General features: G+C 68.0%; 29 protein-coding genes and 1 tRNA gene. 14 read left to right on the forward strand and 16 right to left on the reverse strand.

The genetic code is table 11. The annotated features are described in order from the left end of the window. The first annotated feature begins 63 nt into the window (after positions 1-63). A complete protein-coding gene (locus tag KY49_RS18610; protein WP_042586088.1) occupies positions 64-525 on the forward strand; it encodes an EVE domain-containing protein in 462 nt (153 codons plus the stop codon). Between the two features lie 183 nt (positions 526-708). Next, positions 709-1,449, forward strand: coding sequence for an SIMPL domain-containing protein (locus KY49_RS18615; RefSeq protein WP_042586089.1), 741 nt, complete (start codon positions 709-711; stop codon positions 1,447-1,449). An 84-nt stretch (positions 1,450-1,533) separates the two neighbouring features. Here KY49_RS18615 and lgt read toward each other — a convergent pair whose 3' ends face one another. Both lgt and KY49_RS18625 read right to left on the reverse strand, forming a co-directional pair. Next, entirely contained in the window at positions 1,534-2,424 is an 891-nt protein-coding gene (lgt, locus tag KY49_RS18620; RefSeq protein ID WP_042586090.1) for a prolipoprotein diacylglyceryl transferase, read from the reverse strand. 89 nt (positions 2,425-2,513) lie between these two features. Continuing rightward, the gene (locus tag KY49_RS18625; protein WP_042586091.1) at positions 2,514-3,437 is read right to left on the reverse strand and encodes a LysR substrate-binding domain-containing protein; all 924 of its coding nucleotides are present in this window, start codon (positions 3,435-3,437) and stop codon (positions 2,514-2,516) included. 148 nt (positions 3,438-3,585) lie between these two features. On the opposite strand from KY49_RS18625, the gene ilvD reads away from it, so the two are divergent. Further along, on the forward strand, positions 3,586-5,259 hold the full coding sequence (ilvD, locus tag KY49_RS18630) for a dihydroxy-acid dehydratase (protein ID WP_042586092.1): 1,674 nt from the start codon (positions 3,586-3,588) through the stop codon (positions 5,257-5,259). 125 nt (positions 5,260-5,384) lie between these two features. Continuing rightward, positions 5,385-5,708 carry a c-type cytochrome gene (locus KY49_RS18635; protein ID WP_042586093.1) on the forward strand — a complete coding sequence of 108 codons (324 nt, stop codon included), beginning with the start codon at positions 5,385-5,387 and terminating at the stop codon, positions 5,706-5,708. Positions 5,709-5,719: 11 nt separating this feature from the next. Here the strand turns inward: KY49_RS18635 and KY49_RS18640 are convergent, their stop codons facing one another. Genes KY49_RS18640 through KY49_RS18650 form a run of 3 tightly spaced genes read right to left on the reverse strand, consistent with a single transcriptional unit; the run spans position 5,720 to position 8,299 of the window. Then, positions 5,720-6,316: a DUF2486 family protein gene (locus tag KY49_RS18640; RefSeq protein ID WP_042586094.1), complete on the reverse strand. Its 597-nt coding sequence runs from the start codon at positions 6,314-6,316 to the stop codon at positions 5,720-5,722. 20 nt (positions 6,317-6,336) lie between these two features. Next, positions 6,337-6,753 carry a DNA polymerase III subunit chi gene (locus tag KY49_RS18645; RefSeq protein WP_042586857.1) on the reverse strand — a complete coding sequence of 139 codons (417 nt, stop codon included), beginning with the start codon at positions 6,751-6,753 and terminating at the stop codon, positions 6,337-6,339. Positions 6,754-6,787: 34 nt separating this feature from the next. After that, on the reverse strand, positions 6,788-8,299 hold the full coding sequence (locus tag KY49_RS18650) for a leucyl aminopeptidase (protein WP_042586095.1): 1,512 nt from the start codon (positions 8,297-8,299) through the stop codon (positions 6,788-6,790). A 122-nt stretch (positions 8,300-8,421) separates the two neighbouring features. On the opposite strand from KY49_RS18650, the gene lptF reads away from it, so the two are divergent. The 3 genes from lptF to KY49_RS18665 are packed head-to-tail and all read left to right on the forward strand — an operon-like array spanning position 8,422 to position 11,084. Continuing rightward, positions 8,422-9,519 carry an LPS export ABC transporter permease LptF gene (gene lptF / locus KY49_RS18655; protein ID WP_042586096.1) on the forward strand — a complete coding sequence of 366 codons (1,098 nt, stop codon included), beginning with the start codon at positions 8,422-8,424 and terminating at the stop codon, positions 9,517-9,519. Positions 9,520-9,522: 3 nt separating this feature from the next. Next, positions 9,523-10,671: an LPS export ABC transporter permease LptG gene (lptG, locus tag KY49_RS18660; protein WP_042586097.1), complete on the forward strand. Its 1,149-nt coding sequence runs from the start codon at positions 9,523-9,525 to the stop codon at positions 10,669-10,671. Positions 10,672-10,697: 26 nt separating this feature from the next. Next, the gene (locus KY49_RS18665; protein WP_042586858.1) at positions 10,698-11,084 is read left to right on the forward strand and encodes a sirohydrochlorin chelatase; all 387 of its coding nucleotides are present in this window, start codon (positions 10,698-10,700) and stop codon (positions 11,082-11,084) included. An 87-nt stretch (positions 11,085-11,171) separates the two neighbouring features. On the opposite strand, the gene cobA is transcribed toward KY49_RS18665, so the two are convergent. From cobA to KY49_RS18695, 6 genes are all read right to left on the reverse strand, one after another. Further along, positions 11,172-11,921 (reverse strand): uroporphyrinogen-III C-methyltransferase, encoded by a 750-nt coding sequence (cobA, locus tag KY49_RS18670; RefSeq protein WP_042586098.1) that lies wholly within the window; start codon positions 11,919-11,921, stop codon positions 11,172-11,174. Positions 11,922-11,992: 71 nt separating this feature from the next. Further along, positions 11,993-13,309 carry a sulfate adenylyltransferase subunit 1 gene (locus tag KY49_RS18675; protein WP_042586099.1) on the reverse strand — a complete coding sequence of 439 codons (1,317 nt, stop codon included), beginning with the start codon at positions 13,307-13,309 and terminating at the stop codon, positions 11,993-11,995. A gap of 22 nt (positions 13,310-13,331) precedes the next feature. Next, entirely contained in the window at positions 13,332-14,294 is a 963-nt protein-coding gene (gene cysD, locus KY49_RS18680; protein ID WP_042586100.1) for a sulfate adenylyltransferase subunit CysD, read from the reverse strand. A 76-nt stretch (positions 14,295-14,370) separates the two neighbouring features. Beyond that, positions 14,371-15,120, reverse strand: coding sequence for a phosphoadenylyl-sulfate reductase (locus tag KY49_RS18685; protein WP_042586101.1), 750 nt, complete (start codon positions 15,118-15,120; stop codon positions 14,371-14,373). Beyond that, the gene (locus KY49_RS18690) at positions 15,117-15,674 is read right to left on the reverse strand and encodes a DUF934 domain-containing protein (RefSeq protein WP_042586102.1); all 558 of its coding nucleotides are present in this window, start codon (positions 15,672-15,674) and stop codon (positions 15,117-15,119) included. The genes KY49_RS18685 and KY49_RS18690 overlap by 4 nt, the downstream gene beginning before the upstream one ends. Positions 15,675-15,699: 25 nt before the next feature. After that, complete coding sequence (locus KY49_RS18695; protein ID WP_042586103.1) at positions 15,700-17,379, reverse strand: nitrite/sulfite reductase; 1,680 nt, start codon at positions 17,377-17,379, stop codon at positions 15,700-15,702. Positions 17,380-17,594: 215 nt separating this feature from the next. On the opposite strand from KY49_RS18695, the gene KY49_RS18700 reads away from it, so the two are divergent. The 3 genes from KY49_RS18700 (at position 17,595) to KY49_RS38205 (ending at position 19,124) form a co-directional block, all read left to right on the forward strand. Next, positions 17,595-18,539 (forward strand): CysB family HTH-type transcriptional regulator, encoded by a 945-nt coding sequence (locus KY49_RS18700; protein ID WP_010090964.1) that lies wholly within the window; start codon positions 17,595-17,597, stop codon positions 18,537-18,539. 168 nt (positions 18,540-18,707) lie between these two features. Then, positions 18,708-18,792: transfer RNA gene (locus tag KY49_RS18705), tRNA-Leu, on the forward strand. A 164-nt stretch (positions 18,793-18,956) separates the two neighbouring features. Then, complete coding sequence (locus KY49_RS38205) at positions 18,957-19,124, forward strand: hypothetical protein (RefSeq protein ID WP_175550672.1); 168 nt, start codon at positions 18,957-18,959, stop codon at positions 19,122-19,124. Between the two features lie 60 nt (positions 19,125-19,184). On the opposite strand, the gene KY49_RS18710 is transcribed toward KY49_RS38205, so the two are convergent. The 4 genes from KY49_RS18710 to copC form a co-directional block, all read right to left on the reverse strand. Beyond that, complete coding sequence (locus KY49_RS18710) at positions 19,185-20,105, reverse strand: LysR family transcriptional regulator (RefSeq protein ID WP_042586859.1); 921 nt, start codon at positions 20,103-20,105, stop codon at positions 19,185-19,187. A gap of 149 nt (positions 20,106-20,254) precedes the next feature. After that, a complete protein-coding gene (locus tag KY49_RS18715; RefSeq protein ID WP_042586104.1) occupies positions 20,255-21,028 on the reverse strand; it encodes an SDR family oxidoreductase in 774 nt (257 codons plus the stop codon). Between the two features lie 131 nt (positions 21,029-21,159). After that, a complete protein-coding gene (locus KY49_RS18720; protein WP_042586105.1) occupies positions 21,160-21,660 on the reverse strand; it encodes a DinB family protein in 501 nt (166 codons plus the stop codon). A 52-nt stretch (positions 21,661-21,712) separates the two neighbouring features. Further along, on the reverse strand, positions 21,713-22,087 hold the full coding sequence (copC, locus tag KY49_RS18725; protein ID WP_042586106.1) for a copper homeostasis periplasmic binding protein CopC: 375 nt from the start codon (positions 22,085-22,087) through the stop codon (positions 21,713-21,715). 123 nt (positions 22,088-22,210) lie between these two features. On the opposite strand from copC, the gene KY49_RS18730 reads away from it, so the two are divergent. Together KY49_RS18730 and KY49_RS18735 are read left to right on the forward strand one after the other, a co-directional pair. Further along, on the forward strand, positions 22,211-22,927 hold the full coding sequence (locus tag KY49_RS18730) for a pseudouridine synthase (RefSeq protein WP_042586107.1): 717 nt from the start codon (positions 22,211-22,213) through the stop codon (positions 22,925-22,927). A 106-nt stretch (positions 22,928-23,033) separates the two neighbouring features. Then, the gene (locus KY49_RS18735; protein WP_010090958.1) at positions 23,034-23,222 is read left to right on the forward strand and encodes a hypothetical protein; all 189 of its coding nucleotides are present in this window, start codon (positions 23,034-23,036) and stop codon (positions 23,220-23,222) included. On the opposite strand, the gene KY49_RS18740 is transcribed toward KY49_RS18735, so the two are convergent. Next, positions 23,205-24,242, reverse strand: coding sequence for an NAD-dependent epimerase/dehydratase family protein (locus KY49_RS18740; protein WP_042586108.1), 1,038 nt, complete (start codon positions 24,240-24,242; stop codon positions 23,205-23,207). The genes KY49_RS18735 and KY49_RS18740 overlap by 18 nt on opposite strands. Positions 24,243-24,347: 105 nt before the next feature. Here KY49_RS18740 and KY49_RS18745 point away from each other — a divergent pair, with 105 nt between their 5' ends. Together KY49_RS18745 and KY49_RS18750 are read left to right on the forward strand one after the other, a co-directional pair. Further along, positions 24,348-25,379 (forward strand): CDP-6-deoxy-delta-3,4-glucoseen reductase, encoded by a 1,032-nt coding sequence (locus KY49_RS18745; RefSeq protein WP_042586109.1) that lies wholly within the window; start codon positions 24,348-24,350, stop codon positions 25,377-25,379. A 284-nt stretch (positions 25,380-25,663) separates the two neighbouring features. Next, positions 25,664-26,848 (forward strand): acetylornithine transaminase, encoded by a 1,185-nt coding sequence (locus tag KY49_RS18750; RefSeq protein ID WP_042586110.1) that lies wholly within the window; start codon positions 25,664-25,666, stop codon positions 26,846-26,848. Positions 26,849-26,853: the final 5 nt, after the last annotated feature.

A 26,853-nucleotide genomic window follows, 5' to 3' on the forward strand; every position in this document is an offset into this window, starting at 1 on the left:
ATCGGGTACCTATCCCGATGCCGTTTCCTTTTGTAGCAGCCCATTCTGCGTCGATCACGATCCATGCAATACTGGCTGATGAAGTCCGAACCGGACGAAGCGAGCATCGACGATCTCGCGGATGCGCCGCAGCGCACGCTGCCGTGGACCGGCGTGCGCAACTATCAGGCGCGCAATTTCATGCGCGACACGATGCAGATCGGCGACGGCGTGCTGTTCTATCACTCGAGCTGCCCCGAGCCCGGCATCGCGGGCCTCGCCGAAGTGTCGTCGCTCCCCTACCCCGATCCCACGCAGTTCGATCCGAAGAGCCCCTATTACGATCCGAAGTCGACGCAGGAATCGCCGCGCTGGCTGCTCGTCGACGTGCGCTTCGTGAAGAAGGCGGCGCTCGTGCCGCTCGCCGCGCTGCGCGAATACGACGAGCTCGCCGACATGCGCGTGCTCGCGAAAGGCAACCGGCTGTCGATCACGCCCGTCACGCGCGCCGAATGGCGCTTCATCACCGAACGGCTGATGAAGTGAACGCAAAGGGCAAACATTAAATTTGGTCAACGCACGACCGCCCGTCCGGAACTCGCGACGCGGTCGCGCAGCCTAAGCAACCGCTGCCGGCCAGTCGGGCCGGCCGTCGTTTTTTCGTCGCGCGGCCCGCCCGCGTCGCGCACGCGTGATCCGCGTGCGCGCCCTCGCACAAGGAGTCCAACAATGACCAAGAAATCCGCACTCGCGCTGTCGCTCGTTCTCGCCGCCGCCGTTCCCGTCGCGCTGACGCTCGCGTCGCCCGCCGCGCACGCGCAGGCCGTCAACCCGCACTTTCCGGAGCCGTCGGGCGTGCTGTCGCTGTCGTCGCAGGCCAGCGCCGAGGTGCCGCAGGACATCATCCACATCACGCTGTTCTACGAGCAGCAGGCGAAGGACCCGGGCAGCCTGACGTCCGCGCTGAACCAGCGCGCCGACGCCGCGCTCGCGCAGGCGAAGAGCGTGTCGGGCGTCACTGCGCACACGGGCGCGTTCTCCGTCTATCCGAGCACCGATCGCGACGGCAGGATCTCCGCATGGCGCGGCCGCACCGAGGTCGTGCTCGAATCGCGCGATTTCGCCGCGGCGTCGAAGCTCGCGGGCCAGTTGTCGAACCTGATGCAGGTCGCGAACGTCGAGTTCTCGCTGTCGCCGGAAGCGCAGCGCGCGGCCGAGCAGAAGCTCACGACCGAAGCGATCAAGTCGTTCCGCGTGCGCGCGGACGAAGCCGCGAAGGCGTTCGGCTACAACAACTATTCGATTCGCGACGTGAACGTCGGCAGCGGCCGCAACGTGCAGCCGTATCCGCGCATGATGGCGATGGCCGCACCCGCGATGGACAGCGCGAAGATGAGTGCGCCGATCGCGGTCGAAGGCGGCAAGGCGACCGTGTCGGTCACGGTCAACGGCTCGGTGCAGATGAAATAACGCACGACGCTCGAGCACTTCGGATGCGAAAACGCCGGCCCGGTGGCCGGCGTTTTTCGTTGGTGCGTCAGTTGCGCGATCGCATCACGCAGCCGAGGCCGCCGCACGGCGGCGATATGCCCAGACCATCAGCGCGACGCCCGCGAGGATCATCGGCAGCGACAGCCACTGCCCCATCGACAGGCCGAGCGCAAGCAGCCCGAGGAAGTCGTCCGGTTCGCGCGCGAACTCGACCGTGAAGCGCGCGAGACCGTAGCCGATCAGGAACAGCGCGGACACCGCGCCCATCGGCCGCGGCTTGCGCGAGAAGAAGAACAGCGCGAAGAACAGCACGATGCCTTCGAGCGCGATTTCATAGAGCTGCGAAGGATGGCGCGGCAGCATCTGGTACTGCATGAACACGTCGGCCAGATGCCACTTCGCGACGAGCGCCGGATGCGCGGGCAGCCAGGCTGCATCGTCGCGCATCGCGCCCGGGAACAGCATCGCCCACGGCGCATTCGGATCGGTCACACGGCCCCACAGCTCGCCGTTGATGAAGTTGCCGAGCCGGCCCGCCGCCAGCCCCGTCGGCACCATCGGCGCGACGAAGTCGGTGACCTGCAGCCAGTGGCGCTTGCGCTGCCATGCGAACAGCATCATTGCGAGCGTCACGCCGAGAAAGCCACCGTGAAACGACATCCCGCCTTCCCATACCTTGAAGACGTCGAGCGGATGCGCGAAGTAGTAGCCCGCCTTGTAGAACAGCACGTAGCCGAGCCGGCCGCCGAGCACCGTGCCGAGCACGCCGTAGAACATCATGTCGTCGATGTCCTTCACGGTCCAGCCCTGCGCGGCCACATGCGGCAGCTTCAGACGCAGCCGGCCGACGACGATCGCCGCGATGAACGCGACGAGATACATGAGCCCGTACCAGCGCACGGCCAGCGGCCCGAGATGGATCGCAACGGGGTCGAAATTCGGGTGAATGATCATGGGTTAGCGGTGAAGTTTTCGAATTCGGCGCGGCGCGCGCACCTGCGTCGCGTCGCACATAGGACGGCACCGGCGCGCCATCGTTCGCGTCATGCGCGCACGAACGCCTGCGCGCGCACGATGTCGATGAAGCCGGCCAGCACGGGGCTGACGTCGCCGGTGCGCCACACGAGGCCCGTCTCGACGACGGGCGCGCCGTCCGCGAGCGGCCGGTAGACCACGCCGGTGCGCCGCAGGTTGCGCAGCGATTGCGGCACCAGTGCGACGCCCATGCCGGCCGACACGAGGCTCACGATCGTCTGCATCTGGATCGCTTCCTGGCCGATGCGCGGGGTCGCCCCCGCCGCGCCGTAGCAGCCCGTAATGATGTCATAAAAGCCGGGCGCCAAACGGCGCGGAAAGATCACGAGCGGCAGCGCGGCAACGTCGGCGAGCCGCACCGGCGCATCCTCGGGCGCGTCGGCCGGCGCCGCGGCGGCCGGCATCGCCAGCACGAGCGGCTCGCGCACGACCGGCAGGTACGACAGCTCGGCCGCGTGACGCGGCGGCACCGGCGGAATGATCAGCCCGGCGTCGATCCGGCCGGCGGCAAGCTCCTCGATCTGCACGTCGCTGGTCGCCTCCTCGAGTTGCAGCCGCACCTGCGGATAGCGCGCGCCGAACGCGCGCAGCAGCGACGGCAAGAGCCCGTAGTCGGCGGTCGACACGAACGCGAGCGCGAGCGAGCCGGTCTCGCCGCGCGCGAGGCTCTGCGCGCGCGGCGGCAGCGCATCGGCCGCCTCCAGCAGCTTGCGCACGTCCGGCAGCAGCGCCGCGCCGACCGCGGTCAGCGCGACCGAGCGCTTGGTGCGGACGAACAGCGCGACGCCGAGCAGGTCCTCGAGCGCGCGGATCGCCTGCGACAGCGGCGGCTGCGTCATCGACAGGCGCGTCGCCGCGCGGCCGAAGTGGCGCTCCTCGGCGACGGTCACGAAATAGCGCCACTGGCGCAGATCGGGGGTCAGGTCAGGCATCCGTCAGTGATATGAAAATCGACCTAATAAGCGATGAATAATATATTGGACACGCGCAAACGGACATTGCATGCTTGCCTCAGCCGAGTCGATGCGTCGCCGCCGAACGCACCCGCCGACGTCCCCGCCAACAAGGATGGAGTCCCCCATGTCATACAACCGCCGCTCGAAGAACATCACGCAGGGCGTGGCCCGTTCGCCGAACCGCTCGATGTATTACGCGCTCGGCTACCGGAAGGAAGATTTCGACAAGCCGATGATCGGCATCGCCAACGGCCATTCGACGATCACGCCGTGCAACGCGGGCCTGCAGCGCCTGTCGGACGCGGCGGTCGCGGCCGTGAAGGACGCCGGCGCGAATCCGCAGATCTTCGGCACGCCGACCATTTCGGACGGCATGTCGATGGGCACGGAGGGGATGAAGTACTCGCTCGTGTCGCGCGAAGTGATCGCCGACTGCATCGAGACCTGCGCGCAGGGCCAGTGGATGGACGGCGTGGTCGTCGTCGGCGGCTGCGACAAGAACATGCCGGGCGGGATGATCGCGCTCGCGCGCCTGAACGTGCCGGGCATCTACGTGTACGGCGGCACGATCCGCCCGGGCCACTGGAAGGGCCGCGACCTGACGATCGTGTCGTCGTTCGAGGCGGTCGGCGAGTTCACCGCGGGCCGGATGTCGCAGGAGGATTTCGAAGGGGTCGAGCAGAACGCGTGCCCGACGACGGGCTCGTGCGGCGGCATGTACACCGCGAACACGATGAGTTCGTCGTTCGAGGCGCTCGGCATGTCGCTGCTGTATTCGTCGACGATGGCGAACCCGGACCAGGAAAAGGTCGACTCCGCGGCCGAATCGGCGCGCGTGCTGGTCGAGGCGGTCAAGCGGGATCTGAAGCCGCGCGACATCATCACGAGGCAGTCGATCGAGAACGCGGTGTCGCTGATCATGGCGACCGGCGGCTCGACCAACGCGGTGCTGCACTATCTGGCGATCGCGCACGCGGCCGAGGTCGACTGGACGATCGACGATTTCGAGCGCATCCGCAAGCGCGTGCCGGTGATCTGCGACCTGAAGCCGTCGGGTCAGTACGTCGCCACCGACCTGCACCAGGCCGGCGGCATTCCGCAGGTGCTGAAGATCCTGCTCGACGCCGGCCTGCTGCACGGCGACTGCGTGACGATCACGGGCCGCACGCTCGCCGACGAGCTGAAGAACGTGTCGAGCGCGCCGCGCGCGGACCAGAAGGTGATCTTCCCGATCGAGCAGGCGCTGTACAAGGAAGGCCACCTCGCGATCCTGAAGGGCAACCTCGCGGAAGACGGCGCGGTCGCGAAGATCTCCGGCCTGAAGAACCCGGTCATCACGGGCCCGGCGCGCGTGTTCGACGACGAGCAGAGCGCGCTGGAAGCGATCCTCGGCGACCGGATCCACGCGGGCGACATCCTCGTGCTGCGCTACCTCGGCCCGCAGGGCGGCCCGGGGATGCCGGAGATGCTCGCGCCGACCTCGGCGATCATCGGCAAGGGCCTCGGCGAATCGGTCGGCTTCATCACCGACGGCCGGTTCTCCGGCGGCACCTGGGGGATGGTGGTCGGCCACGTCGCGCCGGAAGCGTTCGTCGGCGGCACGATCGCGCTCGTGCAGGAAGGCGATTCGATCACGATCGACGCACACCAGCTGCTGCTGCAGCTGAATGTCGACGACGCCGAACTGGCGCGCCGTCGCGCCGCGTGGAAGCAGCCGGCGCCGCGCTACACGCGCGGCGTGCTCGCGAAGTTCGCCGCGCTCGCCCGCCCGGCGAACCAGGGCGCCGTGACCGGCTGACGCCCGGCCGGGCCGGAATGCGGCCCTGATTGACCGCACGCAAAGGGAGCGCGAAAAACTCGCGCTCCCTTTGCTTTTATAATGCCCGGGAGTCAAGCCGGCGGTGCCTGCCGGCGGAGAACGGCATGAAACAGATGATATTGCGCGCGACGCTCCTGACCCTGCTGCTCGGCGGCACGGCCGCGCACGCCGCCGAGGCGGACGGCCTCGCGCTCGCGCAGCGCAAGAACTGCATGGCCTGCCATGCGGTCAGCAAGCCGCTGATGGGCCCGTCATTCCACGACATCGCGGGCAAATACGCGCCGCGCGGCGACGCGAGCGACTACCTCGCACAGACGATCGTGAAGGGCAGCGTCGGCGTGTGGGGCAGCGTACCGATGCCCGCCAATACCCAGCTGACGGGCGCCGAAGCGCACGCCCTCGCGAACTGGGTGATGTCGCTCAGATAAGGCCGGCCCGGTCAGCCCGAATGTCCGATGCGGCGGCGTGCAATCTCGTCGTCGACCGCGTCCCGCACCCAATCCATCACCTCGGTCTCGAGCGCCAGCGCCACTTCGCGCGTGATCTGGCTGACGAGCCATGCCGTATGGCCGTGCAGCGCGTCGCGGCAGCGCGCCTCGATCGCCTCCCGCCCTTCCCCGGTCAGGTAATTCGTCAGACGATCGCGCAGCCGCTCGGCGATGTGCTGTGTGTCTTCCGGCGTCAACGCTGCCGCCGTCTCGGCAGCCTGCGTGGCTATCTCGGGCGCTTCCGCCTCCCGCTGGACCGGCGCCAGCTCGACGACCGGCACCTCCGGCGTCGGCACCGGCTGGACCACGACCGTCGCGGGGCCGGCTTCGATGTCGGCAGGCGCAGCCGTTTCGGGCGCTGGCACCGCCTGCGCCGCAGCCTCCGGCGCCACCGCGGCCGGATTGCCCGGCGCGATCACGTCGGTGAGCACCGGAATCGCCGCGTCGTCCTGCGGCAATCCGGCCTCGGGCCGGCGCGCGGGCGCCGGATGGCCCGGCACCAGCACGTCCGTCAGCATCGGGATGGAGGAGGTTTCGGCTTGTCCCACGGTGATACTCCGTCGACTGGCTAGCTGCCCTGCTTGTAGTTGTTCAGTGCATAACCGCGATCGCGATAGAAGCGGTAGCGCTCGCGGCCCGCGTTCAGTTCGGCCGGCTCGTTGCCGACCACCTCGAGCAGCCGCTCGAAGCGCGCGAACTGCGCGGGCACCGCCGCGCCGAGATTCAGCAGCACCTGGTGATGCGGCGCCTTGTCGAGCTCGGCGGTCAGCACGATCGGCGTGTCGGCCGCGTGCCGGCTGTCGATCCCGCAATGCGGGATGAAATCGAGCGGCGAGAACGTCCAGAGCCGCTCGTCGAGCGCGCGCAGGCGCGCGGGCTCCGCGAGCACGACGACCGGCTGCCCGGCCTGGTAGGCCTTGCGCAGCAGCCGGCACGCGTAAGCGAGCGAATCGCCGACGTTCGTGTGGAAATCGATCCGCGTCATCGCCCGCCTGCCCGCATTGTCGACCACTCTGCCATCACTGGCCGGCGCGGTCGATCAGGAATTGCGCGAGCAGCGGCACCGGACGGCCGGTCGCGCCCTTCGCAGCGCCGCTCTTCCACGCGGTGCCCGCGATGTCGAGGTGCGCCCACGGGTAGCTGTCGGTGAAGCGCGACAGGAAGCACGCGGCCGTCACGGCGCCGGCCGGACGCCCGCCGATGTTCGCGAGATCCGCGAAGTTCGACTTCAGCTGGTCCTGGTATTCGTCGTCGAGCGGCATGCGCCATGCCGGATCGTTCGCCTCGCGCGACGCGTCGAGCAGTTCGCCCGCGAGCGCGTCGTCCTTGGAGAACAGGCCGCTGTTGTGGCCGCCGAGCGCGATCACGCAGGCGCCCGTCAGCGTCGCGACGTCGATCACCGCGGCCGGCTTGAAGCGCTCCGCGTAGGTCAGCGCGTCGCACAGGATCAGGCGGCCCTCGGCGTCGGTGTTCAGCACCTCGATCGTCAGCCCCTTCATGCTGGTGACGATGTCGCCCGGCTTCGTCGCGTTGCCGCCCGGCATGTTCTCGCAGGTCGGGACGATCGCGACGACGTTGATCTTCAGGCCCATCTCCGCGACCGCGCGGATCGTGCCGAGCACCGAGCCCGCGCCGCACATGTCGTACTTCATCTCGTCCATGCCCTCGCCCGGCTTCAGCGAGATGCCGCCCGTGTCGAACGTGATGCCCTTGCCGACCAGCACGACCGGCTTGGCCTTCGCGGCGGCGCCCTGGTAGTGCAGCACGATGAACTGCGGCGGCTCGACCGATGCGCGCGCGACCGACAGGAACGAGCCCATCTTGAGCGCCTGGACCTGCTTGAGCCCGAGCACCTCGGCCTTCAGGCCCCAGTCCTTCGCGAGCTGCTTCGCGGTGTTCGCGAGATAGGTCGGCGTGCAGACGTTGCCCGGCAGGTTGCCGAGATCGCGGGTCAGATCCATCCCGTTCGCGAGCGCGACGGCCTGCTTGACCGCGACCTTCGCGGCCTTCTCGTCGGCCGGATCGACGCTGAACACGATGCGCTTGAGCGCATGCGACGCCGGTTCCGGCTTGCTCTTGAGCTGCGTGAAGCGATACGTTTCGTTGCGCAGCGCGAGAATCGCGGCACGCACGCCCCAGTCGGAGCCGCGCTCGTCGACCGGCAACTGGGCCAGCGTGAAGGTAACCTGAACGACCTTGGTCGCGAGCAGCGCGCGCCATGCGGCGGTGACCGCGTCGTTATAGGCTTTCTGATTGAAAGCATCCTGCTTGCCGAGGCCGACCAGCAGCACGCGCGATGCGCCGATGCCCTGCACTTCGTGCAGGAACAGCGTCTTGCCGCGCTTGCCGTCCATGTCGCCGGCCTTCACGACGCGCGAGATCAGCCCCTTGGTGGCCGTATCGATGTCGAGCGCGGCGCCCGACAGCGTCTGCGCCTCGAAGATGCCGAGCACGATGCAGTCCGACTTGCCGGTCAGGAACCCCTTCGACTCACCTTTGCTCCAATCACAGCCTTTTATGCTAAAGTCCATCGCGCTTGTCCTCGGATAAAATCTGGGCTAAGGATGAAAGCCGCAATTATCCGCTATTTTTCCCGTGGCGGCGCGAGCGCCTGCCCACGCGTGCGCAGCTTCCCGCCCTCTTCTCTTCAAGAATGATCTTCGAACGCTCCCTCCAGCGCGAGCTTGCGTATACGGCTGGCGCCGTGTTCATGGTGCTGCTCACGATCATGCTCACGACGATGATGATCCGCATCGTCGGCTACGCCGCGTCCGGCGAAATCGACCCGAAGGACGTGCTCGTGCTGATCGGCCTCACCGTGATCGGCTACCTCGCCGTGATGCTCGTCGTCACGCTGTTCGTGTCGATCCTGTTCGTGCTGACCCGGTGGTACCGGGACTCCGAAATGGTCGTCTGGCTCGCGTCCGGCGTGAGCCTGACCCGCCTCATCAAGCCGATCGGCGTGTTCGCGACGCCGATCATCCTGCTGATCGCGTTCTTCGCGTTCGTCGGCTGGCCGTGGTCGAACCAGCAGAGCAAGATGATCAAGGCGCGCTTCCAGCAGCGCGACGAGATCTCGCTGCTCGCGCCCGGCCAGTTCCGCGAATCGGCGGCGAGCCGCCGCGTGTTCTTCATCGAGAAGATGGCGCCGGACCAGAGCAAGGTGCAGAACGTGTTCGTCACGTCGACCGAGAACGGCAAGGTCAACGTCGTCGTATCGCAGACGGGCCACACCGAGACCACGAAGGACGGCGACCGCTTCGTCGTGCTCGAGGACGGCCGCCGCTACGACGGCTCGCCCGGCCAGCCGAACTTCAAGATCATGGAATTCGAGCGCTACGGCGTGAAGATCACGAGCAAGCCGGTCGTCAACGTGCAGACGACCAGCAGCACGCCGACGCCCGAACTGCTGCGCGACCCGACGCGCGAAAAGCTCGCGGAATTCGCCTGGCGCGCGGGGCTGCCGCTGATCGCGATCAACCTGATGGTGCTCGGCATCCCGCTGGCGTACCAGAACCCGCGCCGCAGCCGCACGATCAACCTCGTGATGGCCGTGCTGATCTACCTGACCTACTCGAACCTGCTGAACGTCGTGCAGGCGCAGATCGAGCAGGGCAAGCTGCCGTTCGGCGTCGGCCTCGTCGGCCTGCACGTGATCGTCGCGGCGATCGTCGGCTTCATCTTCTGGCTGCGGGTGCGCAACCGCCCGCTGTTCACGCGCGCGCTGTTCAGCCGCTCGACGGGAGCATGATCGATGCGGCTCTTTGAAAAGTACTTCGCGCGGCAGATCTACGTCACGTTCGTCTTCATCCTGTTCGCGTTCTCGGGCCTGTTCTTCTTCTTCGACCTGATCAACGAGCTGAACTCGGTCGGGCACGGCAACTACAAGTTCGGCTACGCGGTGCTGCGCGTCGCGCTGCAGACGCCGTCGCGCTTCTACGAGATCATCCCGGTCGCCGCGCTGATCAGCGCGATCTACGTGTTCGCGCAGATGGCCGCGAACTCGGAATTCACGATCTTCCGCGTGTCGGGCCTCGCGACCAACCAGGCGCTGCGCTCGCTGCTGAAGATCGGCATCCCGCTCGTGATCGTCACCTACCTGATCGGCGAATTCGTCGGCCCCTACGCCGACCAGCTGTCCGAGCGCGTGCGGCTGCAGGCGCTCGGCGCGTCGGTGTCGTCGAACTTCCAGTCCGGCGTGTGGGTGAAGGACACGCTCGCCGCGCGCGACAACGGCGAGCAGGTCACGCGCTTCGTGAACGTCGGCAGCCTGTCGCCGGATTCGACGATCAGCAACGTGCGGATCTACGAATTCGATTCGAAATTCCAGCTGCAGAACGTGCGCATCGCGCAGACCGGCCGCTACGAGGCGCCCGGCCACTGGCTGCTGACGGGCGTCACCGAGACCGAGCTCACGCCGATCAAACCGATCGGCGGCCAGCCCGCCGACGCGCTGAACCCCGTGTACCGGTCGCAGCAGGTCACGCTGCCCGAGTTCCGGCTGCGCTCGGACCTGACGCCGCAGATCCTGTCGGTGCTGCTCGTATCGCCGGAACGGATGTCGCTGATCAACCTGTTCCGCTACATCCAGCACCTGAAGGAGAACCAGCAGGACACGCAGCGCTACGACATCGCGCTGTGGCGCAAGCTGCTGTATCCGTTCGCGGTGTTCGTGATGCTGGTGCTGTCGCTGCCGTTCGCATACCTGCATACGCGCGCGGGCGTGGTCGGCGTGAAGGTGTTCGGCGGCATCATGCTCGGCATGAGCTTCCAGCTGCTCAATACGCTGTTCTCGCACATGGGCACGCTGAACACATGGCCCGCGCCGCTGACGGCGGCGCTCCCCGGCCTGCTCTACCTGGGGCTCGGCCTGTTCGCGCTCAAATGGGTCGACCGGCACTGAGCGCCGGCCTCGCGACGGAGTTCGACATGGGTTCGCACGGCATCGTCCTGTTCGCTCACGGCGCCCGTGATCCGCGCTGGGCAGAGCCGTTCGAGCGGCTCGCCGCGCGGCTGCGCGCCGCGCGCGGCGAACCCGCTTCGTCCGTGTCGCTCGCGTTCCTCGAGCTGATGACGCCGTCGCTCGACACCGCGGTCGCCGCGCAGGTCGCGGCCGGCTGCACGCGCGTCACCGTGGTGCCGGTGTTCTTCGGCCAGGGCGGCCACATCCGGCGCGACCTGCCGCAGCTCGTCGATGCGTGCCGCGCCGCGCATCCGGGCGTCGAGATCCGCTGCGCGACCGCGGTCGGCGAGGACGACGGCGTGCTCGATGCGATCGCGCGCTATTGCCTCGATCAGCTGGACGACGGCGCGTAAGCGCTGCACCTGCCCCGCCTGCCGCACAAGAAAAAAGCGCCGGCCTTCACAAGCCGGCGCTTTCTTATTTCGGACGCCCTGCGCCGCTCAGGCCGCGTCGCGCATCCCGCCGGCCCGTTTCGCGTGCTCGCCACGTTCGGCAAACGCATCGCCGATCATCAGCAGGCTCGGCTGCGCCGGATCGAGCCACGCCTGCGCCGCGCCCGCCGCCATCTCGCCGAGCGTCAGCGTCAGCGTGCGCTCGCGCGTGGTGCTGCACGCCTCGACGATCGCGACCGGCGTCGCGCTCGCTCGGCCCGCGTCGATCAGTTCCTGCGCGATGCCCGGCGCGCTGTCGCGGCCCATGTAGTAGACGATCGAATCGGCGCGCGCCGCTTCGCGAATCTCGTCGCTGCCCGGCGCGCGGCTGTGCGTCGCGAACGCGACGCTGCGCGCGACGCCGCGCAGCGTCAGCGAGCGCTTCAGCGTCGCCGCGCCGGCCAGCGCCGCGGTGATGCCCGGCACGATCTCGTAGTCGATGCCGGCCGCTTCGAGCGCACGCATCTCTTCGTCCGCGCGGCCGAACAGCATCGGGTCGCCGCCCTTCAGCCGCACGACGCACGCATGCTCGCGCGCCGCGTCGACGATCTGCTTGTTGATGAACTGCTGCGCGGTCGAGCGCTGCCCGCAGCGCTTGCCGACCGCGATCCTGCGCGCGTTCGGCGCGTAGTCGAGCATCGCGGGCTCGACGAGCGCGTCGTGCAGCACAACGTCGGCCTGCGCGAGCAGCCGTGCGCCGCGCACCGTGATGAGGTCCGCCGCGCCCGGCCCGGCTCCGATCAGATATACCTTGCCCATATTCATCGCTTCACTTGTCCGGAGGCGCCGGCATCGGCCCGCGCCGCCCGAAAGGCGGCGCGGTTCGCCGCTTATGCCGAGAACGCCCGGATCATGCCTGCGGCGACCGTGTGATGCGTCGCCTCGTCGATCAGCACGAACGCGCCCGTGCCCGGATGCGCGTCGTACGTGTCGCACACGATCGGCTTCTGCAGCGTCAGCGCGACGCGGCCGATGTCGTTCATCTTCAGCTCGTGACGGTCGGTCGCGTGCGACAGCGTGTGCACGTCGAGCACCTCCTTGACCGCGCCGATCTTCGCGAACACCGTGCTCGTGGTCTGCTTCAGCAGGTACTTGCGCTGCGGCGACAGCGGCGCTTCGTCGAACCAGCACAGATCCGCCTCGAGCTTCTTCGCCGGCGCGACCGTCTGCGCGACCGCGACGAACATGTCGCCGCGCGACACGTCGACGTCCTGCGCGAGGCGGATCGTCACCGTCTGGCCCGCGAACGCCTGTTCGACGGCTGCGGTGCCGCCCGGCGCCGGCGCGATGATCTCGGCGACCGTCGCGGTGCGGTTCGACGGCAGCACGACGATCTCGTCGCCGACCTTCACTTCGCCCGACTCGATGCGGCCCATGTAGCCGCGGAAATCGTCGGCCGAGCTGCCGTCCTGGCGCGCGACCCACTGCACCGGGAAGCGCAGCGCGTCATGCGCCTGCGTCTCGACGGGCAGCGACTCGAGCACGTCGAGCAGCGGCTCGCCCGCGTACCACGGCATGCGCTCGCTCGCGCCGACGATGTTGTCGCCCTTGAGCGCCGACACCGGCACGAAGCGCACGTCGGCGAGGCCGAGCTGCTGCGCGAGCGCGACGTACGCGTCGCGGATCTCGTTGAAGCGCGCTTCGCTGTAGTCGACGAGGTCCATCTTGTTGATCGCGACGATCACGTGCTGCAGCGCGAGCAGCTTGACGATCGCGCTGTGGCGCTTGGTCTGCGGCAGCAGCTCGGCGACGCCGTTCTCGACCGTCACGCGCGTCGCGTCGATCAGGATGATCGCCGCGTGCGCGGTCGATGCGCCCGTCACCATGTTGCGCGTGTACTGCTCGTGGCCCGGCGTGTCGGCGATGATGAACTTGCGCTTCGCGGTCGCGAAGTAGCGGTACGCGACGTCGATCGTGATGCCCTGCTCGCGCTCGGCCTCCAGCCCGTCGGTCAGCAGCGCGAGGTCGAGCTCGTCGCCGACGGTGCGCTTGTTCTTCGCGCGCGACAGCGCGGACAGCTGGTCGGACAGCACGGCCTTGCTGTCGTACAGCAGGCGGCCGATCAGCGTGCTCTTGCCGTCGTCGACGCTGCCCGCGGTGATGAAGCGCAGCACGCCGAGGTCTTCGTTGTTCTCGATGATGCTCATGATGTGAATGTCCTCGTGTGCTTCAGAAATAACCTTGCTTCTTGCGCTGCTCCATCGCGGCTTCGGAGGTCTGGTCGTCCATCCGGGTCGCGCCGCGCTCGGTGATCTCGGTCACCGCCGTCTCGGCGATGATCTTCTCGACGTCGTCCGCGTCGCTCTCGACCGGGCACGTGCAGCTGATGTCGCCGACCGTGCGGAAGCGCACCTGCGCGCGCTCGCTCGTCTCGCCTTCGCGCATCGGCGTGAGCGGCGTGACCGGCACGAGCAGCCCGTTGCGGCGCACGATCTCGCGCTCGTGCGCGTAGTAGATCGACGGCAGCTCGAGGTTCTCGCGGGCGATGTACTGCCACACGTCGAGCTCGGTCCAGTTCGAGATCGGGAACACGCGCAGGTGCTCGCCGTTGTGCAGGCGCGCGTTGTACAGGCTCCACAGCTCCGGGCGCTGCGCCTTCGGGTCCCACTGGCCGAATTCGTCGCGGAACGAGAAGATGCGCTCCTTCGCGCGCGCCTTCTCCTCGTCGCGGCGCGCGCCGCCGATCATCGCGGTGAAGCCGTGCTGCTCGATCGTCTCGAGCAGCGTGACGGCCTGCGCGGCGTTGCGCGAATCGGTCTCGCGGCGCAGCACGACGGTGCCGCGCTTGATCGAATCCTCGACGTGGCCGACGATCAGCTCCGCGCCGATCTCCTGCGCGCGGCGGTCGCGGAAGTCGATCACTTCGTCGTAGTTGTGGCCCGTGTCGATGTGCACGAGCGGGAACGGCAGCGACGTCTTGCGATTCGCGCCAAGGCCGAACGCCTTCAGCGCGAGATGCAGCACGACGACCGAATCCTTGCCGCCCGAGAACAGCAGCGCCGGCTTGCTGCACTCGGCGACCAGCTCGCGCAGGATGTAGATCGACTCGGCCTCGAGCCAGTCGAGGTGGCCCATGCGGCTGCTGTCGCCGGTGGGCGGGGCAAAGGCGGATTGCTCGAGCGTCGTGCTCATGATTTCAGTCCTTCTCTTCCGGGTTCGTGCCGCCCGCTTTCGCGAGCGGCGCAATATTCAGTGTCTTGTAGGGCGCTCAGTGCGCGGCGCTCGCATCGGACGTCGCGGGAATCGGCGTGATCGTGATGTGCAGCCCGCATTCCTTCGTGTCGCGCGACTCCCACCACCAGCGGCCGGCGCGGCTGTCCTCGCCAGGGCGGATCGCCCGCGTGCAGGGCTCGCAGCCGATGCTCGGATAGCCGCGCGCATGCAGCGGATTGACCGGCACGTCGAACGCCTTCAGGTACGCCCACACTTCGCTCTCCGTCCAGTCGGCGAGCGGATTGTACTTCGCGATCCCGCGCGCTTCGTCCTGCTCTTCCTCGTGCAGCTCCGCGCGCGTGACCGACTGCTCGCGGCGCTGGCCGGTGACCCACGCGTCGACGTCGGAGAGCGCGCGGTTCAGCGGCTCGACCTTGCGGACGTGGCAGCACGACTTGCGCAGCTCGACGCTCTCGTAGAACGCGTTCAGGCCGTGGTCGGCGACGTACTGGTCGACCGCGTCCTGCTGCGGATGGAACTGTTCGATCTCGTAGCCGTAGCGTTCGCGCACGCGGTCGATCATGCCGAGCGTCTCCGCATGCAGGCGGCCCGTGTTCAGCGAGAAGATGCCGATCGACACGCCCTTCGACAGGATCGCGTGCGTGACGAGCATGTCTTCCGCCGCAAGGCTGCTCGCGAACTTCACCTTCGGATGGCGCGCGGCGATCTGCGCGAGCAGCGCGTCGAGCCGTTCGACCTTCGCGGCGAGTTCCGGCGTCAGCGCGGTGGCGATGGCGTCGCTCATGCGTCCACCTTCGCGTCGGACGCCGCTGCGTCAGCGGCCGCACCGCGACGGCGGAACAGCGGCGCGGGCTCGTCGAACGCGCCCTGGTAGCGCTGCGAGAATTCGCCGAACGCGTTCAGCGCGTCGTGGATGTCCTTGTCCGCGCGCACCGCGAACGCGTCGAAGCCGCAGCGCGACATGTACAGCAGCTGGTCGCGCAGCACGTCGCCGATCGCGCGCAGCTCGCCCGTCCAGCCGTGGCGCTCGCGCAGCAGGCGCGCGATGCTGTAGCCGCGGCCGTCCGCGAAGCGCGGGAACTCGACGCCGATCAGCGAGATCGCGTCGAAGTCGGCGGCGAGATCGGCCGGCTCGCTGTCCGGCGCGAGCCACACGCCGAGCTCGTCCTTCGTCTTCGCGGCGACGAGCGCCGCGCGCTCGGCCTGCCACAGCGCGAACGGCACCAGCACCTTGCCGGCCGGCAACGCGTCGACCGCGGGCAGCGCGCCGTCTTCCGCCGCGCGCACGACCTGCCATGCATCGTCGATCACTGCGCGGTTCTTGATAATCGAAGCCATCTGCAAATTCCTTCTACCCGGTTGGTTACGCGTTCACCGTCTGGCGCGCCGCGTAGACGCGCTCCTTGAACGGCGCGAGGCCGATGCGATCATACGTGTCGATGAAGCGCTCGCCGTCGGCGCGCGACTCGACGAACGTGTCGATCAGCTTGGCGATCACGTCCGGCACTTCCTCGGCCGAGAACGACGGGCCGATCACGCGGCCGAGGCGCGCGCCGTTGTGGCCCGTGCCCTGCTCGCCGCCGAGCGACACCTGGTACCACTCTGCACCGTCCTTGTCGACGCCGAGGATGCCGATGTTGCCGACGTGGTGATGGCCGCACGAGTTCATGCAACCGGAAATGTTCAGCGACAGGTCGCCGAGGTCGTACACGTAGTCGAGATCGTCGAAGCGCTGCTGGATCGCGAGCGCGATCGGGATCGACTTCGCGTTCGCGAGCGAGCAGAAGTCGCCGCCCGGGCACGCGATGATGTCGGTCAGCAGGCCGACGTTCGGCGTCGCGAAACCGGCCGCCTTCGCCTTCTCCCACACGGCGAACAGGTCGCGCTTCTTCACGTTCGCGAGGATCAGGTTCTGCTCGTGCGACACGCGCAGCTCGCCGAACGAATAGGCATCCGCCCAGTCGGCAACCTGCTCCATCTGCGCGTCGGTCGCGTCGCCCGGGGCGATGCGATGATTCTTCAGCGACAGCGTGACGGCCGCATAGCCGGGCACCTTGTGCGGCGCGACGTTGCGCTCGACCCAGCGCGCGAACGCCTTGTTCTCGAGCAGGTGCTGCTCGAACGACGCGTCGGTGTCGGCGAGCTTTTCATAGACGGGCGGCAGGAAGTACTGCGACACGCGGTCGAGCTCCGCCTGCGTGAGCGTCGACGGGCCGTCCTTCAGGTGCTGCCACTCTTCCTCGACCTGCTGCGCGAACTTCGCCGGCGACAGCGCCTTCACGAGGATCTTGATGCGGGCCTTGTACAGGTTGTCGCGGCGGCCGTAGCGGTTGTACACGCGCAGCACGGCTTCGCAGTAGGTCAGCAGGTGCTGCCACGGCAGGTCTTCCTTGATCACCGCGCCGACGATCGGCGTGCGGCCGAGGCCGCCGCCCGCGAGGATGCTCGCGACCACCTCGCCCTGCGCGTTCTTCTTCAGGTACACGCCGAGGTCGTGGATCTGCACGGCCGCGCGGTCGACCTTCGAGCCCGATACCGCGATCTTGAACTTGCGCGGCAGCCATGCGAATTCGGGATGGAACGTCGACCACTGGCGGAGGATTTCCGACCACGGGCGCGGATCGATCTCCTCGTCTTGAGCGACGCCGGCGAACTGGTCGGCCGTGATGTTGCGGATGCAGTTCCCCGACGTCTGGATGCCGTGCATCTGCACCGACGCGAGCTTCGCGAGGATCTCGGGCGTCTCCTCGAGCTTGATCCAGTTGAACTGGATGTTCGAGCGGGTCGAGAAGTGGCCGTAGCCGCGGTCGTGCTCGCGCGCGATGCGGGCCAGCATCCGCAACTGGTCGCTGCGCAGGTTGCCGTACGGAATCGCGATGCGGTGCATGTATGCGTGACGCTGCATGTACAGGCCGTTCTGCAGGCGCAGCGGACGGAACTCGTCTTCGCTCAACTCGCCCGACAAGCGGCGGCGCACCTGATCGCGGTACTGCGCGACACGCTCGTCGACGATCGTCTGGTCGTACTGGTCGTACTGATACATTCGGGGACCCCAGGGTTTTCGTGTTGACCGCGCGACGTCCTAGCCACGTCGCGCCCGAATCTCCGTTTCGCCGCCGCGCCCGGCCATCCGCGGGCCGGTGGATTGCTAATGACGAAAACAGATATCCATATTTGAAAAACTCCGGTGAATCGTAATAAACTCCCCTTATATTTCAAACGACTAAAAAATTCTGTTGATATGCAGAAGGGTTATAAATGAACCTGCACCAATTTCGCTTCGTGCGCGAGGCCGTCCGGCAGAATTTCAACCTCACCGAGGCCGCCAAGGCGCTGTACACGTCGCAGCCGGGCGTATCGAAGGCGATCATCGAGCTCGAAGACGAGCTCGGCGTGGAGATCTTCACGCGGCACGGCAAGCGCGTGCGTTCGCTCACCGAACCGGGGCGGATCATTCTCGCGTCGGTCGAGCGGATCCTCCAGGAGGTCGAAAGCCTGAAAAGGGTCGGAAAGGATTACGCCGCGCAGGATCAGGGCAACCTGACGATCGCGGCCACCCACACACAGGCCCGCTACTCGCTGCCGGCCGCGATCGCCGAATTCAAGAAGCGCTTCCCGAAGGTGCACCTGTCGATCCTGCAGGGCAGCCCGACGCAGGTCGCCGAGATGGTGATCCACGACCAGGCCGACCTCGCGATCGCGACCGAGGCGATCGCCGACTACAAGGAGCTCGTGTCGCTGCCCTGCTTCCAGTGGCATCACGCGGTGGTGGTGCCGGCCGACCATCCGCTGCTTGAACGCAAGGCGCCGCTCACGCTCGACGACCTCGCGCAATACCCGCTGATCACCTACGACGACGCGTTCGCCGGCCGCAGGAAGATCAATCATGCGTTCGCGCTGCGCGGGCTGTCGCCGGACATCGTGCTCGAGGCGATCGACGCCGACGTGATCAAGACCTACGTCGAGCTCGGCCTCGGCGTCGGGATCATGGCCGACATCGCATTCAACCCGGAGCGCGACCGCAACCTGCGGCTGATTCCGGTCGGCCACCTGTTCGGCAGCAACGTCACGCGCGTCGCGCTCAAGCAGGGTGCGTACCTGCGCAGCTATGTGTATACGCTCGTCGAGCTGCTGTCGCCGACGCTGAACCGCAAGCTGATCGAGCAGGCGCTCAAGGGCGAAGCCGAGTCGTACGAGCTTTGACCGGCGCGCATGATGACAGGGGGTGCACATTGCCCCTTTTTTCGGGCACGGCGCGTTCGTCCATCTCGGCCAGTCACGCGCCATCGACTTTCCGAGCTTGCCCGGCCCCGCGTTTTCAGGGATAATCCGCGTTTTCGCCGCGCGCAACCGCATGCGCGGCCAGGATCAGCCCAGGTGGTGAAATTGGTAGACGCAGGGGACTCAAAATCCCCCGCCGCAAGGCGTGCCGGTTCGATTCCGGCCCTGGGCACCAGACACGCCGCGCATCATGCGTGGCCTGCCATCGAAACCCGCGAAAGCCAGACGCTTCGCGGGTTTTTTCTTTTCGGCGCGCTCGCCAAGTGCATTCGCCGTCGCAACGCACCTGCCCGTGCGACTGTCCAACCGACAGCACCAAGACGCAACCGGAGGCACCCCATGTTCCTGCGAGCGATTTCACGATGGCTCGGCGGCGGCATGCTCGCGTCGACCCTATGGCTCACGCTGTCCGGGTGCGACGTGCTGCGCGAACCGCCCGTGCCGGATTGGCCCGGGCCGCACGCCCCTTACCCGTTTCCGGACAACGTCCCGCATCGCACCGAATGACCGATGCGGCCCTCCGAGGCGCCACAAGCCGCTCTCCCGGCCAATCCGCCATCGCGCCGCTCAGCCGGCGCGCCCAGTCTCGCGCAGCGCATCGCCCATCAGCTCCGCGAACCACTCGATGAACGCATTGAGCCGGCGCGACCGGTGCCGGCGATGCGGATACACGGCCGACACGTCCATCGGCGCGGCGCGATGCCCCGGCATCACCTCGACGAGCGCGCCGCCGGCGAGCAGATCCGCGACGTCGAAGCGCGGAATCTGGATCAGCCCCATCCCCGCGATGCAGCTCGCGATGTAGGTCTCCGCGTTGTTGACGATCACGCGGCTCGGCAGCGCGAACTGGCGCGTCGTGCCGTGCTCGCACACTTCCCACGGCAGCTCGCGCCCCGTCGTCGGCGCTGCGTAGCCGACCGCGTAGTGCCCGTGCGCGAGCACATCGGGATGCTCGGGCACGCCGCATTCGCGCAGATAGGCGGGGCTCGCGCAGTTGATCAGCACGAATTGCCCGAGCGGCCGCACGACGAGACTGCTGTCCGCGAGCCGGCCGACCCGGATCGCGCAGTCGACACCCTCCTGCACGAGGTCGATCGAGCGGTCGGTGGAGCCGAGCGACAGCTGCAGCTTCGGATGACGCCGGAACAGCGACGGCAGCGCGGGCGCGATCACGCGGCGCGCGATTCGGCTCGGCACGTCGACGTTGAGCCGCCCGACCACGTCCCGGTCACGGCCATGAAACAGGCGGTCGAGCTCGTCGGCCTCGGCGAGCAGGCGCCGGCCGCGCTCGAGCAGCAGCGCGCCGTCGGCGGTCAGCTGCACCTGCCGCGTCGTGCGATGCAGGAGGCGCGTGCCGAAGCCCGCCTCGAGCTGCTGGACGGCCGCCGACACGGTCGCGCGCGGCACGTCGAGCGCGTGCGCCGCCTTGATGAAGCTGCCCATCTCGGCAACCTGAAGAAAGATCCTGACCTGGTCCAGCTTGTCCATCGGCAAGAAGCGTGGGTTCGGGCGCGCGCCGTCGTCCGGCGCGCCGGATGTGAAAAAGGCGCGCGGCCGTGATGCCCGCGCGCCCGTCCATTGTCCACGCAAACCGGCCATTGCGGTGCGCGGACCCGCCCGGCCGGTTACTTGGTCGATTACTTGGTCGTATAGCCGCCGTTGATCAGGATCGTCTGGCCGGTGATCCACCAGCCGTCGGTCACGAGGTGGCGGATGAACGGCACGACGTCCTCGATGTCGGTCAGGCCGGTCTTGCTGAACGGCGACAGCGCGGCCGCCGTCTTGTGGTACGCGACCGCGTCGGCGCCTTCGGCCGGATAGAAGAACGGCGTGTCCATCGGGCCCGGCCCGACGGCCGTCACCGAGATCCCGCGCGCGCCGTACTCCTTCGCCGCCGCGCGCGTGAAGTGCTCGACCGGCGCCTTCGCGCCCTCGTAAGCGGCATAGAACGGCGTGAACGCGCCGAGCAGCGACGTCACGAGCGTGACGAGCTTGCCGTGATCCTCGAGATGCCGCCCCGCTTCCTTGATGAAGAAGAACGCCGACTTGCTGTTGACCGCGAACATCTCGTCGTACTCGGCTTCGGTGATCTCGGTGATCGGCTTCTTCAGCACCTTGCCGACGGTGTTGATCGCGATGTCGATCCTGCCGAAGCGCTGCTTCACCAAGTCGAACAGCCGCTCGACCGCGCCGGCCGTCGTCAGGTCGGCCTGGAACGTCGCGGCGTCGGCGCCCGCCGCCCGCACCGCGGCGGCCGTTTCCTCGGCCTGCGGCTGCGTCGCCGCGCTGTTGTAATGGATCGCCACCGCCTTCGCGCCGTGGCCCGCCAGGTCCCGCGCGATCAATCCACCGAGGTTCTTGGCGCCGCCTGCGATCAGGACGACCTTGCCTGCGAGCGTATGAGTGGCCACGGTTGACTCCTTTCTCGTTGAACGAAGCTCCGAGTGTAGGCAGGTCCGCGCCGCAGGTCAGCCGGCCGAGGCTGGATGGATTATCCAGAAATTCGAGCCAATCCGGCGCCGCATGCGCCTTATGCGCACGCTCAGCGCGCGTGCTGCTCGGCGTCGATCCTGCCGAGCAGCCACTGCATTCCGGCCAGGTGCTGCTGATCGTGGCTGCACAGGTAATGGACGAGCCCGCGCACCGTCAGCGCGCCGTAGCCGTCGAATTCGCCGATGCGCGCCAGCTGGGCCGGTGTGAGGCGCGACACGATGTCGACCGTCCGGCGCCGGGCGTCGCGAAACGCGGCGAGCACGTCGGATGCGCGGGCGTCGTCGTAGCGCCGCTCGAGCGCGAGCGCATCGCTGTCGAGCGACACGAGCCGCGGCCGATCCTCTTCGAGCATCCGGCGCAAGCGCACGTGATACCCGTCGATCTCGATGTCCCGCACATGGCAAAGCTGCCCGAGCGGCGAAAACCGTTCGCTCGGCATGCCCTCCCAGTCGCCGGGCGTCCAGCGCGCGTACCCGTCGGGCACCGCCGCGTAGTGGGCTTCGAGCAGCCGGGGAAAATCGGCGAGTGCGTCAAGCGTCGTCGGGTTCATGCGAGCGTCTCCGTGTCGAATGCGGGGCAGCGGACGCGCCCCGCCACCGCGGTCATTTCACGCCGAAGCGGTACGTGCCTTGCGTGCGGTGTCCGTCCGTCGCGACGGCCACCCATTTGACGGTATAGCCGCCCGCCGCGAGCGCGGACAGCGGCACCGTCATCCGCTTGCGGTTCGCGGCCTCGATGCTCGCCTTGCCGTCCGACACCGTCTTGCCGGCGCCGTCGACGACGATGATCGAGCTGAAGGCCGGCTCGAGCGGCTCGGTGAAGTCGAGCGTGACGGCGGCCGGTGCGACGTCCAAGGCGGCGTTGGCCGCCGGATCGGTTTTCGCCGGCCGCGCATGCGCGAATGCGGCCGTCGACACGGTCGCGGCGAGCGCGACGGCGGCCGCCTTGCGGCCGAGGGAGAGCAGATCGAAGGTCATGTTCTTGTTCGTGATGAAGAATCGGATGCCGCGCGCGCGAACCGCCCGCGGCGCTCCGGCAGCTTACCAGTGCACGCGCCGTCGTGCCGGGGAGCGGGCGCCGCTTGATAGAATGCGCGCGCTATGGATCTCGAAAGCATTCTCTTCACCCAGGGCTTCGGCTCGCGCCGCCAGTGCCGCGGCCTCGTCGAGGCGGCACGCGTCGCGGTCGCCGGCGCGCCCTGCACCGACCCCGACGCCGAATTCGACACCGACGGCCTGGTCGTTTCGGTCGACGGCGTCGCATGGCCGTTCCATGCGCGCGCGTATCTCGCGCTGAACAAGCCGGCCGGCTACGAGTGCTCGCGCGATCCGCAGCATCATGCGAGCGTGTTCAGCCTGTTGCCGCCGCCGCTCGTCGCGCGCGGCGTGCAGTGCGTCGGCCGCCTCGACCAGGACACGACCGGCCTGCTGCTGCTGTCCGACGACGGCCAGTTCGTTCACGCTTACACGTCGCCGAAGCGCAAGGTGCCGAAGACCTACGTCGCGACCGTGCGCCACCCGCTCGACGACGCGCAGCTGCACGCGCTGCGCACGGGCGTCCAGCTGCACGGCGAGCCGAAGCCGATCGCCGCGGTCGCGGCCGACGCGCGCGACGCGCACGTGCTCGCGCTGACCGTGCTCGAAGGCAAATATCATCAGGTGAAACGGATGGTCGCGGCGGCGAGCAATCGCGTGGAGGCGCTGCACCGCGAAAGCATCGGCGGATTCGCGCTGCCGGCCGACCTCGAGCCAGGCACCTGGCGCTGGTTGAGCGAGGCCGATCTGGCGTCGCTGCGCAATACCGTCAAAACCCTGTAAGGGAAAATCCGCACGACCGTTCGGCGATCGGCCGCGCAGCGGCCGCCCGATCCCCCGCTATACTCGAATTACAAGCTGTTACGAGCAGCGATGCTGGGGAGACATCATGCACATCACCGATTCGATCTACCTGTCCTACGTGATGATCGCGTTCGCCGTGGTCGGCTCGCTTGCGATCGGCGGGCTGCTGGCCTTCATGCGCGCGACGCACAAATACCATCCGAACCTGATCGGGGCGCTGATCGGCGCGTTGCTCTGCTTCCTGCTGATCGAGGCGTTACCCGCGCTGACCTGACGCGCCGCCGGGCGCGAGCGTTTGAAGGAAATCGTCTACGGTCGGATAGCGCAACGTCACGCACAATTCGCGCTTGAGCCGTGCGTTGGACAGCCGCCGCGACTCGCGCATGAACGACAGCAGCGTCGGCTCGAGCAGGCGCTCGGCGTCGGCGCGGCTCACGCGCGGCGGCGGCGGCAGGCCGAACGCCTGCGCGACCCGGTCGAAATACTCCCCCATCCGCAGTTCGCTGTCGTCCGACGCGTGCACGGCGCGCGACGGCCTGCCGCGCGCGGCCGCGCGCAGCAGGATCGTCGCGAGGTCGTCGGCATGGATGTGGTTCGTGTAGACGTCGTCGGCCGGCGCGAGCGCCGGCGTGCCGCGTTCGAGGCGCGCGAGCGGCAGCCGGTTCGCCGCGTAGATGCCGGGGATCCGGACGATGCGCGCCGACAGCCCGCCGCGCACGGTCGCGGCGCGCAGTTGCCGCTCCGCCGACACCCGGCGCAACGCGCGCGGATTGGCGGGATGGAGCGGCTGCGTTTCGTCGATGCGCGCGCCGCCGCAGTCGCCGTACACGCCGGTCGTGCTCGCGTAGACGAGCGTGGGCGCGCGAAGACCGTCGGGTACAATACGCGTTTCCCGCGAGGACGCACCGGCCTGCCGGAGCGCCGCGCGCGCGGCCCGCAGCCTGCCGGATGCCGGCGCGGGCTGCGCGAGCCGCCGCCCGGGCATGGTCAATGCGGCAACGAGCGCACGCGTGCGCCGGTCGTCGCGGCCGTCGGGCTGCGGCGGCGCGAGATGCAGGATCGTGCGCGGCGCAAGCCCCGCGAGGCGGGCCAGCGTCGACGGACGGTCGAGGTCGCCGACGATCGGCGTCGCGCCCGCGGCGCGCAGTTCGTCACGCCGGGCCGCATGGCTCGTCAGCGCGACGATCCGCAGCTCGCCGCGCCGCGCGCGCCATTGCGCGATGCAGCGCAGGCCGACGTCGCCGCAGCCGACGATCAGCACGCGCGGACGGCGCAGGATTCGTGTCGCGATCATGATGTTTGCGAATTCAGTAGCCACCGTTGCGCAGCGCGCAACGGCTTGCATTGTAGCTGCCGTGCGCAACATGCACGGTCCCCACATTTTGTTCTAGTTGGTTCTATGGCATTTAACGTCACTCTCAAGCAAAGCGGCCGGCAATTCCAGGTCGAGTCGGACGAAACCGTGCTGGCGGCCGCGCTGCGCCAGAACGTCCATCTGCCGTACGGCTGCAAGAACGGCGCGTGCGGCTCCTGCAAGGGGCAGATCGTGTCGGGCCAGATCGAGCAGGGCCCGCACGCCGCGTCGGCGCTGTCCAACGACGAGCGCACCCGCGGCCTCGCGCTGCTGTGCTGCTCGAAGGCGCAATGCGATCTCGAGATCGACGTGCGCGAGATCGCCGGCGTCGACGGCGTGCAGGTCAAGAAGCTGCCGTGCCGCATCGCCGCGCTCGAGCGCAAGGCCGACGACGTGATGGTGCTGAAGCTGCAGCTGCCGGCCAACGAGCGCCTGCAGTACCTCGCGGGCCAGTACATCGAATTCATCCTGAAGGACGGCTCGCGCCGCAGCTACTCGATGGCGAACGCGCCGCACGAAGAAGGCCCGATCGAGCTGCACATCCGCCACATGCCGGGCGGCAAGTTCACCGACCACGTGTTCGGCGCGATGAAGGAGCGCGACATCCTGCGCTTCGAGGGCCCGCTCGGCACGTTCTTCCTGCGCGAGGATTCGGACAAGCCGATCGTGCTGCTCGCGTCGGGCACCGGCTTCGCGCCGATCAAGGCGATCATCGAGCACGTGAAGCACCGGGGCATCACGCGTCCGATGACGCTCTACTGGGGCGCGCGCCGCAAGAAGGACATCTACCTCGCCGAGCTCGCCGAGCAATGGGCGAACGAGATTCCGAACTTCCGGTTCGTGCCGGTGCTGTCCGAGCCGGACGACGCCGACCAGTGGACCGGCCGCACCGGCTTCGTCCATCGCGCGGTGATCGAAGACCTGCCCGACCTGTCGGCGCACCAGGTCTACGCGTGCGGCGCGCCGGTGATGGTCGAGTCCGCGCAGCGCGACTTCACGCAGCATCACGGGCTGCCCGCGGACGAGTTCTACGCGGACTCGTTCACGAGCGCCGCCGATCTCGCGCATCCGGTCTGAGCCCCGGCCGGCTCCCGCGCCCCAAGACTGCTGCGACATATTTGTTGCATCGCGGCGGTTTACAGTGGGACGCGGGATGCCGTATGCTTGCGCACATGAACCGCTTCCTGTCCACTCTCCGACGTCGCCGCTCGCCGCTCCGCCCGGATGCCGCCGGCTCGTCACGGACTCGCGCGTAACCCCTACCCCGTTACGCACAAGCTGTTCGAACCACCCAGCCACGGCATCACCCGTGGCTTTTTTCTTGCCTGTTTCCCTTTCAACCTCCGCTGGAGTCTGCTGCCATGCCGCTGAACGATTTTCCGATCGACTCGCTGATGTACATCACGAACCGCCCCGACATCGTGTTCACGCACGGCAAGGGGTCGTGGCTTTACGATCACACCGGCAAGCGCTATCTGGACTTCATTCAGGGTTGGGCGGTCAACAGCCTCGGGCATTGCAACGACGGCGTGGTCGAAGCGCTGAAGACGCAGGCCGAAAAGCTGCTGAACCCGTCGCCGGCGTTCTACAACGAGCCGATGGCGAAGCTCGCGGGCCTGCTCACGCAGCACAGCGCGTTCGACAAGGTGTTCTTCACGAACAGCGGCGCCGAAGCGAACGAAGGCGCGATCAAGCTCGCGCGCAAGTGGGGCCGCAAGTTCAAGGACGGCGCGTACGAGATCATCACGTTCGACCACGGCTTCCACGGCCGCACGCTCGCGACGATGTCGGCAAGCGGCAAGCCGGGCTGGGACACGCTGTACGCGCCGCAGGTGCCGGGCTTCCCGAAGGCCGAGCTGAACAACATCGAGTCGGTCGAGAAGCTGATCAACGGGAAGACCGTCGCGGTGATGCTCGAACCGATCCAGGGCGAAGGCGGCGTGATCCCCGCGACGCGCGAATTCATGCGCGCGCTGCGGGCGCTGACGAAGCAGCACAACCTGCTCCTGATCGTCGACGAAGTGCAGAGCGGCTGCGGCCGCGCGGGCACGCTGTTCGCGTACGAGCTCGCGGACATCGAGCCGGACATCATGACGCTCGGCAAGGGCATCGGCAGCGGCGTGCCGCTCGCGGCGCTGCTGTCGAAGGCCGATGTCGCGGTGTTCGAGGCCGGCGACCAGGGCGGCACCTACAACGGCAACCCGCTGATGACGGCGGCCGGCTACTCGGTGATCTCGCAGCTCGTCGCGCCCGGCTTCCTCGAAGGCGTGCGCGCGCGCGGCGAATACCTGAAGCGCAAGCTGCTCGAGCTGTCGGAGGAGCGCGGCTTCGAGGGCGAGCGCGGCGAGGGCCTGCTGCGCGCGCTGCTGCTCGGCAAGGACATCGGTCCGCAGATCGTCGAGAAGGCGCGCGAGATGCAGCCGGACGGCCTGCTGCTCAACGCGGCGCGCCCGAACCTGCTGCGCTTCATGCCCGCGCTGAACGTGACGACCGACGAAATCGACCAGATGATGGCGATGCTGCGCTCGATTCTCGACACGCTCTGAGGCGA

This window comes from Burkholderia sp. MSHR3999, assembly GCF_000833595.1.
Taxonomy (GTDB): domain Bacteria; phylum Pseudomonadota; class Gammaproteobacteria; order Burkholderiales; family Burkholderiaceae; genus Burkholderia; species Burkholderia ubonensis.